At 61.1% G+C, this 13853-nt stretch carries 9 protein-coding genes; 3 read left to right on the forward strand and 6 right to left on the reverse strand.

The genetic code is table 11. From position 1 onward, the window contains the following. Positions 1–48 precede the first annotated feature (48 nt). From HJD22_RS02185 to glgA, 6 genes are all read right to left on the reverse strand, one after another. The gene (locus HJD22_RS02185) at positions 49–762 is read right to left on the reverse strand and encodes a DUF2934 domain-containing protein (protein ID WP_208655548.1); all 714 of its coding nucleotides are present in this window, start codon (positions 760–762) and stop codon (positions 49–51) included. After that, a complete protein-coding gene (treY, locus tag HJD22_RS02190; RefSeq protein ID WP_208655549.1) occupies positions 755–3586 on the reverse strand; it encodes a malto-oligosyltrehalose synthase in 2832 nt (943 codons plus the stop codon). The genes HJD22_RS02185 and treY overlap by 8 nt, the downstream gene beginning before the upstream one ends. Continuing rightward, the gene (malQ, locus tag HJD22_RS02195; RefSeq protein ID WP_208655550.1) at positions 3579–5705 is read right to left on the reverse strand and encodes a 4-alpha-glucanotransferase; all 2127 of its coding nucleotides are present in this window, start codon (positions 5703–5705) and stop codon (positions 3579–3581) included. The genes treY and malQ overlap by 8 nt, the downstream gene beginning before the upstream one ends. Then, positions 5702–7525 carry a malto-oligosyltrehalose trehalohydrolase gene (gene treZ / locus HJD22_RS02200; RefSeq protein WP_217267804.1) on the reverse strand — a complete coding sequence of 608 codons (1824 nt, stop codon included), beginning with the start codon at positions 7523–7525 and terminating at the stop codon, positions 5702–5704. The genes malQ and treZ overlap by 4 nt, the downstream gene beginning before the upstream one ends. Then, positions 7522–8784, reverse strand: coding sequence for an alpha amylase C-terminal domain-containing protein (locus HJD22_RS02205; protein ID WP_208655551.1), 1263 nt, complete (start codon positions 8782–8784; stop codon positions 7522–7524). The genes treZ and HJD22_RS02205 overlap by 4 nt, the downstream gene beginning before the upstream one ends. A 261-nt stretch (positions 8785–9045) precedes the next feature. Beyond that, positions 9046–10635, reverse strand: coding sequence for a glycogen synthase GlgA (gene glgA / locus HJD22_RS02210; protein WP_208655552.1), 1590 nt, complete (start codon positions 10633–10635; stop codon positions 9046–9048). A gap of 396 nt (positions 10636–11031) precedes the next feature. Here glgA and HJD22_RS02215 point away from each other — a divergent pair, with 396 nt between their 5' ends. From HJD22_RS02215 to HJD22_RS02225, 3 genes are all read left to right on the forward strand, one after another. Then, on the forward strand, positions 11032–12285 hold the full coding sequence (locus tag HJD22_RS02215) for a PQQ-dependent sugar dehydrogenase (RefSeq protein WP_208655553.1): 1254 nt from the start codon (positions 11032–11034) through the stop codon (positions 12283–12285). Between the two features lie 162 nt (positions 12286–12447). Continuing rightward, positions 12448–12819 carry an SPW repeat protein gene (locus HJD22_RS02220; protein WP_208655554.1) on the forward strand — a complete coding sequence of 124 codons (372 nt, stop codon included), beginning with the start codon at positions 12448–12450 and terminating at the stop codon, positions 12817–12819. Positions 12820–12828: 9 nt separating this feature from the next. After that, positions 12829–13761, forward strand: a complete 933-nt coding sequence (locus HJD22_RS02225) for an NAD(P)/FAD-dependent oxidoreductase (RefSeq protein WP_208655555.1) — start codon at positions 12829–12831, stop codon at positions 13759–13761. The last annotated feature ends 92 nt before the right edge of the window (positions 13762–13853 follow it).

Consider the following 13853-nt stretch of genomic DNA (forward strand, 5'->3'; position numbering starts at 1 on the left):
ACTCTCTGGGCACCAGCCGGCACGCCATGGGTATCGCCTCGCACCTCCCTACCCCTTGGGCTTGGGTGTTCTCGACGTTCTGGTGGTCTTCTTTGCCGTGTCGGATTTCTCCGCGCTATTTTTACTGCTGCGACTACTGCTGCCCGCCGGTGATGTCGCCGCCTCGCTCTTGGCCGTCTTCTTCGCTGCGGCTTTTTCCGTGACAGGCTTCTTGGCAGCGCTTTTGGCCGTGCCCTTGGTAGCGCTCTTTCTTGACCGGCTAGTGGCTGCCGTCTTGCCCGGCACCTGGGAGGTATCCGTCGCGTCGGTCTGTGTCAGGGTATCTTCGGTACGCCGCGGGTGCTCGGTACGCTCGGCAGTCGCAGACCCCTCCGGCAACGGCTCCATCGAACCTGCGCCAGGATCGACTATGGGCGTCTGCTCAGGTGTCCCGCGATCCTGAACCGGCACATCCTGCCCCACCACCTGGTCGTCGCGAAAGGGCACTTCATCGAAGGGCGCCTCTTCGGGGTCATCCAGCGGCAAACGATTCTCCTGAATGCCGATCTCGTCATCCTCAAGCGGCAGGTCATCCTCGAAGATCGGCGTCTCGTCATGGGGCGCTCCTACCTCTTCGACATGTGCGTCGTGTCCCGAGGCTCGCTCGGCGGCAACGATCTTCAGCGCCATGTCCCAATGACGCTGCTGCTGCCCTTCGGGGCGCCCCTCGGATTCCCAGATACGGTACGCCAGCTGGCGTACCCGCAGTTCGTCGTCAGCCATCCCTTAGCTCTCCCTTGTGATCAAATAGCTCGTCTCGTCCTTCGCTGGCCGGCGTGTCGTCCCGTACAAAAACGCCAACGGGGATATCCGCCAGCAGCTCGGCAGGTGAAAGCTCTCCCTCGCTCAGACGCAGCGAAACATTCGTCAGCACACTTCGCCAGCTCCCCTGCAGCGAGGCCCGCACCTTGACGTGAGTCCCTTGCCAGCAGTGTGTCGCGAAACGAGGCAAGGCGGCGTCCAGCAGATTCGCCGTCAAGCGCGGCACGATGACGAGTAACGCCTGACTGCCATGCTCACGTGTGAAGGCCAGCAGATGATTGGCACGCTCCCCCTCCATCTCGAGTGGCACGTAGTCCCCTGACTCGAACAGCGCCGGGCTCGCTTGACGCAACGCCAGTACACGATTGATCACGGCCTGCTTCACTTCCCCATCCCGCCAGTGCGTCAAGGCTTCCTCCGGCATCCTGCAAGCTTTCAATGCCTCCTGACGTGCAGCGTAGTCGACTTCGCGACGGTTATCCGGATCCACCAGGCTGTAATCCCAGAATTCAGTTCCCTGATAGAGATCCGGTACCCCGGGAACCGTCAGGCGCAGTACCGTCTGAGATAACCCATTGACCGCCCCCGGCAAATCCAGCGCTCTGGCGGCGCCAGCAATGTCGGCGCGCAGCGCGGGATCGGCGAGGACACCCTCCAGATAGGCTCGACACGCCGCCTCATAGGTCTCATCGGGCCACAACCAGTGGCTGCGCAGCTTGCCTTCACGCAATGCCTTGAGCTGCCATTGGCCCAGGCGCTCCACGAACACCTGCATGGCATCGCGATCGTCGGGATCGAGTTCCGGCGACCAGGCACCCAGCATCAACTGATAGAGAATCAACTCATCACCTGGCGAAGGTGCCGTCCCCGAAGGCAGGCGCTGGCGCAGGCCACTCGCCTCTTCCTGCCAACGCCGTACATGCTCGCTGAAGCGATGCGACCATTCACTGATCACGGCGAGGCGTGCGCGAACGTCCTCGCCACGCTTGTGGTCGTGGGTCGCGGTGGCCAGCAGCGTGCCAGGAAAGTGCGCACGGCGCTCGAGGCACGCCGTATGGAAGTCCTGCCCGCTGCGACTGAAGTGTTCAGGATCGAAACCGACATCGTTGCGAGATATCAGCACCGCCGAGCGGTATCCGGCCGTATCTTCGACGGCCTTGGCGGCCACCGGCGAGGTGAGCTGCTGAAAGCGCACGATGGCGCGTCGACGCAGCCCACGAGCATTGGTGGCGGGGCAATCGATTGGCGCTTCGCCACCCAGCCACTTCTCGAGCTGGTCGAGTACCGCCACCTCGGGTGGGTTGAGCTCGCGTCGCGCTTCCTCCATCGCCTGATGGAAAAATGCTGCGTCCTGCGTAGGACGGCCTCCATCATCGGCATAGGTGCGGTAGATCGGAAAGTGGATCACCAGAGCTCTCAGGGCACGCTTGATTGCGCCCAGGGTAATGTCGCGAGTCGCAAGCTCGCTACGTGCGACGGCCAGCAGTGCCCTGCCGCAGGCATCGAACTCACTGGCAAGCGCACTCTCCAGCATCTCGCCACGCGCCTGACGCACCTCGGCGAGAAAGTCGTCATCCCGGCCACTGACGTCGCGCCACAGGGCAGCCAGAGGCTCGGCACCCGCAGGGTCATGCTGCAGACCAGACACTTCATTCATGAACTCGTAGCCGGTGGTGCCATCCACGTGCCAGTCGTCATGCAGCGCCTCGCCCGTCCCCAGGATCTTCTCCAAGTAGAGCGCGACCCGGCGCGGTACGTGGGGGGGACGCTTCTCTGCCAGCGCATCGAGACGCTGCCTAAGTCGACGGCAGTAGCCGGCGGGGTCGGCGAGACCATCGACGTGATCGACACGCAATCCATCCACCCAGCCCGCCTCGACGAGCTGGAAAATCAACGCATGGGTGGCCTCAAACACCTCCGGCACCTCGACACGCAACCCACCCAGCTCGGTAATATCGAAAAAGCGTCGCCAGTTGATCTCGTCCGAGGCGGTTCGCCACCACGCCAGCCGATAGTGCTGCCTTTCCAGCAGCTCGTGCAGGCGCCTGGCCCCCAGCTCATCGCTGCCATCGAACCTCGCCAGCGCCTCGGCCAGGGCATCGCGGGCCGGGACCTCGGCGAGCCGTTGGCGCAGCTGCTGACGCGTCTCCTCGACGGCGGTATAGGCATCGCTGCGTGACGCAAGCGCATCGAACCCCACTGCCATTTCACGCAGGGCGCCATGTTCGGCATGGCGCAGGATGTCGCCGTAGCTACTGGGATCGAGGGGGAAGCGGTGTTCGTGATAGTCGAGATGGAAGCTGGTCGTCTCCGTGGCGAAGTGCAGCGCCAGTTCGCCGCTGCGCAGCAGGTCGCCATACGGCTCTCCCAGAAACGGCATCAGCAGCTTGCCCTGAAGCAGTGGATCGGGGGAGTGCCAGTCGATATCGAAGAAGTCGGCAAAGGGGCTCTTGCGCCCCCAGGCCAGCACATCCTGCCACCAGCGGTTCTCCGACCCCCCCACTGCCACATGGTTAGGTACGATATCCAGAATCAGCCCCATCTCCCTGGAGCGAAGTTTGGTGACCAGACGCTCCAGGGCCTCCTCTCCCCCCAGCTCCGGATCGATGCGGGTCGGATCGATGCCATCGTAGCCATGCGGCGATCCGGCTCTGGAGGCCAGCAGTGGCGAGGCGTAGACATGGCTGATGCCAAGCTCGGCAAAATAGTCGACCCACTGCAAGGCATCATCGAGGGTGAACCCTCGATGAAACTGTAGGCGCACGGTAGCGCGAATCTCACTCATGCGCGGCATTACCCTCCCTGGTTTGCGGGTGCGATGATGTTCGTGTTTCATGCAGTAACGTCAGACGATGGCGAACTTCGGGCGAACCCAGCAATTCACTCGCTTCGCTATTCCAGCGTCGACGCCAGTTGGGATGTTCGTCAAGCGTGCCGGGCAGGTTGGCCTGTTCCTCGAGGCCCAGCGCATCCTCGACCGGAAGCAGGACCAAGGGAGCTGCCGTCGCACCGATATGCCGAGCGCAGGCGTCGAGCACGCGAGACACCGGATAGTCCGCCGCTTCGAGCGTGACAGGCCCCTTGCCATGACCGGCAAGGCCTACCGTCGCCGCCAACTTGGCGCGAGCCTCACGACGCGCCTGCTGCTCGGTGGCGGCAGTCTGCTGCTCGTCAAGCAGCTTCAGCCGGCTGCGCCACTCGATATCACGCCCGGCCCACCAGCCGGCCACGGTCGGCAGATCGTGGGTCGAGGTCGTCGCCATTGCCTCGCCGGTCCAGTCATCGGCGGCCAGGAAATCTCCCTGCTCATCCTGCTCGAACCACAGCACCTGCATGCCCAGTATCCGACGCGACGCCAGCTCCTCACGGAAGCCGGGAGCCACGGTGCCAAGATCTTCGCCGATGACAATGCCGTGATGGCGCCAGGACTCCAGCGCGACTAGACGCAGCATCTCCTTGAAAGGGTAGCGCAGGTAGGCTCCTTCGGTGGGTGGCGCACCATGCGGCACTAGCCATAAGCGCAGCAGGCCGAGAATATGGTCGATCCTCACCCCCCCCGCGTGAGCAAAACTGGCGCGCAGCATGTCGATGAAACTGCGAAAGCCGGAGCTCACCAGCCCCTGCGGAGAAAAGGCCGCCAAGCCCCAGTCCTGGCCGTGCACATTGAAGGTATCGGGTGGCGCTCCCACCGAGACACCCTCGAGCATCTCCCGCTGGCGGCTCCAGGTCTGGCTGCCGGCTCCGTCAGCGCCCACCGCAAGATCGGCAATCAGCCCAATCGACATACCGGCTTCGCGGGCCGCCGCCTGGGCGCGCGACAACCCCTCCGCTACCAGCCACTGCAGGAAGGCGTAAAATCCCACGTCATGCGCGTTGTCCTCGGCGAAGCGGGCCACCTCCGGGCTGCGCGGATCGCGTAGCGCTTCGGGCCAGTCGCGCCAGTTGCCCTCCGCACGCTGGGCCTGCAGTGCCTCGAAGCGGCAGTGATCCTCGAGCATCTCGCCAGCCTGTTGGCGAAAGCGCCTCCACTGTACTTTCCGCGTCTCGCTGTCGGCCCCCTGCTCGGCGATGAAGTCATCGTAGAGCGCTCGCAGCCAGGTGAGCTTGATGCGTCCCGCCACAGGCCAGTCGAGAAAGTCATCCGCTTCCAGCTGACACAGCTGCGTTTCGAGGCCGCAGCGAGCAATGGCGGCCTCGACTCGCGCCTTGCCCAGCAGCGCTTCGGGAGCGGCATAGAGCACGTTATGCAGCAGTCGGCTGGAGGGGGAGTAGGGGCTATAGCGATCAGTGTCGTTGGTAAACATGGCATGCGTCGGGCTGATCGCGAGTGCTGCCGCTCCCTGCTGGGCAGCCTGGCGAGCCAGCATCTCGAGCGCCTGCACATCACCAATCCCGCCATCGCCGGGACGGCGCAGCGCATAGAGTTGTGCTGCCAGCCCCCACAGCCGCGGATGGGCTTGGTTGGCGGCCTCCATCAGGGAGTAGCAGTGCCGCGGGGAGACGGCGAGGGTTACCTCTACATTGGCAATCGCCAACCGGTGGTAGCCCATGTCCGTCACGCCTGGCAGACAGCCCTGGGCATCGACTTGCCCCTCGTGACGCTCGCCCTGCTCGAGATGCAGCGTAAAGGGCGTACCTGGTTCAAGCGCCGTAGGCAGCGCGACCGGGTAGTCGCAATCGGCGGTGACCAACGGCGGCCACTGCGCAGGGCTATCCGGTTCATTCAAGCGCTTCAGGCGTTGCAGGCTATCGCTACGTGTCGCTTCGTCATCGGCGGGGAAACCTAAAATGCCGAGCAAGTCTCGCTGAACCTCCTCGCTCAGCCGGCAGGTTTCTCCCTCGCTATCTTCCCACTCCACAATCAATCCGGCTGCCTCGGCGAGTTCTTGCAGCCCGGCGCTCATACACTCACCTCATCTTCACCGGGATTGTGCCGCAGCCAGGCTGCGGCTGCGCGTGGCGCAAGCTCGCCACTCTCTGCCGCAACCGCCACGCCTTTACGGGTTTCATAGAGACAACGCCCGACACCGAAGGCACTGGTCGGGGCCACCTCATCGCTCAGGTTCAGGGCAATGACCAGGTGGGAGTCGTCGTTCATCCTCCAGCGTGCCACGACGGCCTTGTCGCCTAGCACCTTGGCACCGAGTGGCTTGGCCCCCTTCAGACGCGGCACGATCTCGCGGTGGCGCAGGCCCAGCAGGGTGCGGTAGCGCTCGAGCCAACCAGCGTGAGGCGGCGTCTCGCGATTGTCGAAATCTGGAATCGAGTCCTCGAAGGTTTGGCGGGCATTGGGATCGGGTATGCTGCGGCGTGTCTTTTCGTCGCAAAACGCGCTGAAGTCGGCGAACTCCCCGCGGCGTCCTTCGCGCACCGCCTCGGCCAGCTCTTCACGATGCTCGGTGAAGAACAGAAAGGGGCGCGTGGAGCCCCACTCCTCGCCCATGAACAGCAGTGGCACCATCGGTGAAAGCAGCAGCAGCACCGTTGCCGCCTCTAGCGCCTCTGGATCGGCAAGCACACTCAAGCGCTCGCCCAAGGCGCGGTTGCCGATCTGGTCGTGATTCTGCAGGAACGCGACGAAGGCCGTGGGAGGCAACTTGCCGCTGGGCTCGCCCCGGGCGCGCCCATGACGCGACTGCTCGCCCTGGTAGATGAATCCCTCGCTCAGGCAGCGCGCCAGACGAGAGGTGGCGTTCTCGACGAAGTCAGCGTAGTAACCCTCGTGCTCACCAGTGAGCAGCACATGCAGAACGTTATGCCAGTCGTCGTCCCACTGGGCATTGAAATGCTGCCGATTGAGCAGACTCGAGAGATTGCCTTCGTTTTCCAGCACCAGATGAACATGGCGATGCGGCCTGATGCGCTGACGGATCTCCTCGGCCATGTCGGTCAGGAAGTCGCGTTCGCTAATGGCGTGTACGGCATCGAAGCGCAATCCATCGAGACGATACTCCTCGATCCACATCAGGGCGTTCTCGATGAAGTAGCGACGCACGGCCGGCTCGCGAAAATCGATGGCGAGTCCCCAGGGAGTGACCAGGTCGTCGCGAAAGAAGGAGTCGGCGTAGCTGGCGAGATAGTTGCCATCCGGTCCGAAGTGGTTGTAGACCACATCGAGAAAGACCATCAGGCCGAGGCCATGTGCCTCATCGATCAGCGCCTTCATGTCGTCGGGGCTGCCGTAGGAGGCTTCCACCGCATAGGGCAGCACACCGTCATAGCCCCAGTTGCGCGCACCGGGAAATTCGGCCACTGGCATGAGTTCGATGGCTGTGACGCCAAGCGATACGAGATAGGGCAGGCGATGGCGCACCCCCTCGAAGCCACCCAGTGCGCCGACGTGCACTTCATAGAGCACGGTTTCATGCCAGGGTCGCCCCTGCCACTCGACATTTCTCCATTCGTAGTGACAGGGGTCGATGACCAGGCTCGGACCGTCGATATCGCCGAACTGGGCGCGTGCGGCGGGGTCGGGCACGAGAGAACCCTGTTCATCGTCCTGCATGAACACACGATAGCGATAGCGCGCCCCGTGGCCGCACGACACATCGAGCTGAAAGTGCCCACCGTCTCCGGCCTGCATGGCTCGGCTCGGCTCTCCTTCGACCTCGACACTGACAGCACGTGCGCTAGGCGCCCAGAGCACGAAGCGCGTGGTCGCACCATCGAGAACCTGGGCGCCATAGGTGGGCTGGAAGTACCCTTGCATGTCGTTACCACTCATGACGGCCAGTCTCCCTGTCGCAACAGCAGTGTGGAAAGCGGCGGAAGTATCAGCTCCAGCGAGGCGGGATAGCCATGGCTTGGCGAGAGCTGGGCTCTCACGCCGCTGGCATTGCCGACATTGGTACCGGCATAGAATTCGCTTTCGGTATTGAGAATCTCGCGCCAGGTACCGAGGGCCGGCACGCCGAGGCGATAGTGGTGATGCTCGACGGTGCCGAAGTTGGTCACCACCAGCAGCGGAGCGGTGCCCTCGGCGCCATAGCGCATGAAGGCGATTACGCTATTGGTGACATCGTCGCCCACGATCCAGGCGAAGCTGTCCGACTGGGTGTCACAGTAGTGCAGCGACGGCTCGTTACCGTAGATTCGGTTGAGATCCGCCACCAGGCGCAGCACGCCAGCGTGACCGGGATGATCAAGCAGGGACCAGTCAAGCTCTCCCGTCTGATGCCATGCTTTGTCCTGGGCGAATTCAGCGCCCATACCGAGCAATTTCTTGCCGGGATGCGCCCACATGAAACCTAGGCACGCACGCAGCGTCGCGAAGCGCTGATCGTCCGCGCCAGGCATCCGGCCGAACCAGGTCGTTACACTTTCGCCGTGCTCACCATCCGAGCCATCGATCTCCCTATCGAGAATGGGCAGCACGTAGTGGGCATCGAAGGCACCCATCAGCTCATCGGTCAGCCGTGCATGATGGTGTCCTCGGAGCTCAGGGTTCTCACTCAAGTAGGCGAGCACTGAGTGCGACCAGCCGGTGTTCCATATCAGCAGGCGGGGTGAGATTCGGGACACAGCGGCAGGCCAGTGATATTGGCAGAACAGCAGAATCTGCTGGTTCTGGCTGGCCAGCGCCTCCATTACCCGACCCAGCATCGCGATGGTCGCCTCATCTTCATGAGACGTCACAGGCATCAGTCGCAGACCATCGAGGTGAAAGCTCTCAAGCCAGTCGCGAGCCGCATCAAGAATTTGATGCTCCCTCATGGGGGGTTCGGTAAGTGTCAGCGGCCATTCAACGATGATCCCGATACCGCCAATATGGCAGGCATCGACGAAACGGGCAAAAGCTGGACCCGCCTCCTCCTCGGTCAACCCCATGAGCTCGACATGAGTGAAGCCGAGATCGGCCACGTAGGGCACCAGTTGTACTGCGAGCGCCTCCCAAGCCAGCGACTCGCCCTGCTCATTGTGACGCCAGGCCTTGGCATATAACCGATAGATCGAGATCGGCGATGCGCACGGATCGTCACGCATCCGGTGACTCATCCATACCTCATCATGCCACTGATGTCCCACCACCTTGCTCTGCTGGGTTCCACCCCCTGGAGGAGCAGAAACCTCATCGCCAGGCAAGACATGCAGCGGCCATGAATTGCCACTCATGCCGTGCGATGGCTTATCAATCGTGTTGTCCGATCCGCTCTTCACCAAGGGAAAATGGCTGGTCATCGTTACATTCCTTGTTCATGCATCCTTACCTCACCAGCCTCGACGCCGTCCGGCAGGTCAAGACAGCTATTCTGCCTGTTGCAGGGTGGCAGCTCCCTCCTCCTCATGAAGCACCTTGTGATAGAGCTGGCTATAAGGCTCGATCGACTGACGCCAGTGATAGCGTCCCGCCATGGCGGCACGACGCATGGCGTAGAAGAGATCCGTTGCCTGGAAGATGGTGAAGGCGCGCTGAATGGCGTGCATATAGCTAGCAAGAGTCATCTCATCGAACAGGAACCCCGTCACGCCATCCTCGATGGTATCGGCGAGCCCCCCGGTGCGGTGCGCGATGGGCAGCGACCCGAAGCGCTGTGCATACATCTGGCTAAGGCCGCAGGGCTCGAAGCGCGAAGGCATCAACAGGAAGTCGCTGCCGGCATACATGCAGCGAGCCTCTCCCTCGTCGAAACCGATGTTGACCCCGATGGCACCAGGAAAGCGCGCCGCCAGGTTGCACAAGGCGTTCTCGACGGGCAGCTCACCACGCCCGATGAAGACGATCTGGCCGCCAGCGCGCACGATCGATTCGGCCGCCCCAATGGTAAGATCCAGACCCTTTTGATGTACCAGCCGCGATACCACGGCGAATAGCGGACCATTGCTCACCGCCAGTCCAAACATCTTGCGAACATGGGCGGCATTGGCGCGCTTGCCGCGCCAGTCGTTCATGGCGAAGGCGCGGGCGAGGTGAGCGTCGGTGCGAGGATCCCAGGAATCATCGATACCGTTGGGAATGCCGCTCAAGCGCCCCTGTCGCGCCTTGTCCCGCAGCAGCCCATCGAGACCGCAACCAAATTCCGGTGTCGTGATCTCGCGCGCGTAAGTCACGCTGACAGTGGTAATGTGAGAGGCGTAGGCGATTCCGGCCTTCATGAAGGAGAGCTGCCCATAGTACTCCACCCCGTCCATCGTCATGGCATCAGAGGGAATACCTAGCGCGGCAAGCCGCGAGGGATCGTAAAGCCCCTGATAGGCCAGGTTGTGAATGGTGAAGACACTCGGCGTGTTCTGCCCACGCCAATGCATGTATCCCGCCGCCAGCGCGCTCGGCCAGTCATTGAGATGAAGCAGCTGCGGACACCACTCGATATCAGCTACACCGGAAGCGATATCGGCAGCGGCAAGCGCCAGCCGGGCGAAGCGGATGTCGTTGTCTTTCCAGCCGATGCCCAGCTCGTCGCAGTAGGGGCTCCCCTCGCGTTCGTACAGAGCCGGGCAGAGCAGCACATAGACGATCAGGCCATCGGAGCAAGTGATCTGCCCCAGGTCACAAGCCGGCAAATCGGCATAGGCAGCGAGATGGCCAACGACCTCGATCGGCTGGCCGGATTCGATCATCTCGCGATAGGCAGGAATGAGCACACGTACATCGTGATCGCCGCTAAGTGCACGCGGCAATGCCGAAGAGACATCGCCAAGCCCACCGGCCTTGACGAAATCGGCGATTTCTGAAGTGACGAAGAGAATTCTAAAGGGAGAGTCACTCCCCCCTTGATGAGAGCTGTCGCTAGGAAGCGAGTGCTGGCGGGAGGAACCCGCAACCGATGTTACGGCATCTACCGCTACACTAGCGTCAGAGGTAGTGCTAACGCCCTGCAATGCCACACTGCCCATGATCGACCTCCCTGCCCGATAGCCATGGTCAATGATTCCCCTTGGGGATCATCCTTATCCGTTCTGTAACCACTCATCCAATTGAGTCCGATCGTGACAGGTAAATAGGCAAGTGCTCATCAAAGACACTTTTTGAAGTTTCAAGCCACCCTGGCTACTTCAGCGCCTACCTGCCCACCCCTCTTTATACCTACTTACTTTATAGCTGTGTATTGAATTTTTAGCGAAGCACCATCACTCCGGACTGAGCTTGTTGTTCATATCCGCCTTTTCTACGCTAAGGTCAAGAGGGCATAAAAAATTAATCCCTTAACCTTAATTATTGCAGCTGGCGGGGCGCCAACGAGGCCTCGTGGCAAACATTCCCTGAACCTATCTCACGCAAGGAGCAACACGATGATTCAGCATGATCGTCCCGCCTGGAAAAAAGCCCCCCTGCCAGTCGCTATTGGCTTGGCCATAACCACCATGAGTCTCTCTCTAGCCCACGCCGACGTGGAGAAGAGCGACGACATCGTCGAGTCAGGCATCGAAAGCGAGGAGGTCACCTTCAATGTGGTTCAGGTGGTAAGTGGCCTTGCGCATCCTTGGGCAGTCGCTTGGCTTCCCGATGGAAGAATGCTGGTGACCGAGCGGCCGGGCCGCATGCACCTCATCGATGACGATGGGGTAACGGAGCTCTCCAATCTGCCCAAGATCGATACCGACGAGGATCAGCTCACCGCACCGGAAGGCGGCAACCAGGGTGGGTTGCTCGATGTCGCCGTGCATCCGGATTACGAGGAGAATGGCTGGATCTACTTCACCTACTCAAGCCCCGGCGATGATGACTCGGTGATGGGCGACGATGAGTACGGTACCGGCACCGCGCTTAGCCGTGCCCGCCTGAGCGACGATGGCACTGAACTCGTCGATCTTGAGCCGATCTATGCCCAGGTGCCACGTACCGCCCCAGGCCGCCACTACGGCTCACGCATCGTCTTTCCAGGCGACGGCAGCGTGATGTTCTCCATCGGCGATCGCGGCATTCGCTACCCCTCCCAGGACCTTACCGATCCGGGCGGTTCTATCATTCGCTTGAACGAGGATGGCGGCGCTTTCGAGGAGAACCCCTTCGTCAACATGGAGCCCGGCAACCTGCGCCCCGAGATATTCTCCTTCGGACATCGCAACAATCAGGGTCTGGCCCTGCATCCTGAAACCGGCGAGCTATGGGCAGTCGATCACGGCCCCTCGGGGGGTGGCGAGCAGCTCTACCGGATCGAGGCGGGTAATAATCACGGCTGGCCTCAGGTCTCCTTCGGTCGTGAATACGACACTGATGAATTCATCGGCATCGGCCAAGAAGCCCCAGGCGTCACCCCTCCCGTACACTGGTGGGACACTACACTTGCCCCGTCGGGCATGGCGTTCTATACCGATGGTGATATCGCTGGCTGGCAGGGTAACTTGTTCTTTGGTGCCCTCTATGCCGAGCAGCTACATCGCATCGTCCTGGATGGCAACGAGATCGCCCATGAGGAAGTTCTACTGACCGAAACGATCGGACGTATTCGTGACGTGCGCCAGGGACCCGATGGCATGATTTATGTCGTGACCGACGAGGAAGATGGTGGCATATATCGCCTGGAGCCTGAAGAGTCCCAATAGTTGCGGAACTACAGGGGTGCACTTTATAGGTGCACCCCTGCCTCGCTGACACTATTATGAAATACTTATCAGCAAACAAACATAGTTTATTTCTATTTGATACCGATATGCCATGCTCATTGAGAAGTTCCTAATAGAGTCTTCAGTAACAAGGAGGTTACTATGCGCTTTATCTCGACTCGCACTCACGGAATGGTCGATTATATAGTCGGCCTGTTTTTGATCGTCTCTCCCTTTCTGTTTGGCTTTGCCGATGGCACGGCGGCACAGTGGGTACCCATCGTCCTAGGCGTGGCCGCGCTCATCTACAGCGTCTGCACAAAATATGAATTGGGCCTGGTACCAATGATTCCGATGCCGATGCATCTGACGCTCGACGTAATGAGCGGCATCCTCTTCGTTATCTCCCCTTGGCTATTCGGTTTTGCCGACCGGGTGTTCCTCCCTCATGTCATTTTTGGGTTATTCGAGATTGTTGCTGGCTTGACCACCAAGACAGGCCCTGACGTTCGGCGCCCCAGCCATCACCATTGAGGTACCAGCATGGAAGACGACACTCTCGACTGCCTGGTTATCGGTGCGGGACCTGCCGGCCTTACCGCCGGCCTTAACCTTAATCGATTCTTGCGCCGTGTACTCATCATCGACGCGGGTCACAGCCGTGCCTCGCTGATTCCCTGCACGTACAACTATCCCGGCTATCCCGATGGGATAAGCGGGAACGAACTATTGGACCAGCTCAGGAGGCAGCTTGAGTTCAATGGAGGCAGTGTTTCGCAGGGAAAGGTCTTGCGGCTGCTACGAGATAATGACCAGGGCGTTTTTCTGGCAGAGACCGAGAAAGAGACGCTACGTGCCAAAACCGTCGTATTGGCCACCGGGGTGATCGATATCGAGCCTAAGCTCGACGGCTTCGACGAGATAAAACACAAGGGACTGGTACGCTACTGTCCCATTTGCGATGGCAAGGAGTTCATCAATCTGCGCATCGGCGTGATTACCAATGGCGATGATCACGGCGTCAACGAGTGTCTGTTCATCAAGCATTTCAGTGCTGAGCTGACCATGATCGGAGTGACGGGTGATTGCCAACCCGACCAGCGCATGACCGACCGACTCGACCGTGAGCGTATCTCGCTGGTACAGGGCCAGGCCAAGCGCATCCGGGCCGACGAACATGATGTGCTCCACCTGGAAATGGAGGGGGGGCAGAGCCATGAGTTCGACGCACTCTACTGCTCCCTTGGGACCAGCGTACGTAGCGAGCTGGGCAGGGAGTTGGGGGCAAGGCGAACCGAGGATGGCAACCTGATCGTCGATGCTCATATGCAGACCGGCGTCGAGGGCCTTTATGCCGTCGGTGACATGACCAATCACTTGAGCCAGATCACCGTCGCCACCGGCCAGGCCGCCATCGCCGCCACGGCTGTGCACAATAGGCTGCTGAAAGAGACCTATCGACATGCCAAACGATAAGGGCGGGGCTAGCTTGGTATCGTCGTTATCCACGGCGGCGACATTGAGCCCCATCGTCTTGGCACACTGCTCATCTAGGACCTCATCGACTC

The sequence above is a fragment of the Halomonas sp. TA22 genome (assembly GCF_013009075.1).
GTDB lineage: Bacteria > Pseudomonadota > Gammaproteobacteria > Pseudomonadales > Halomonadaceae > TA22.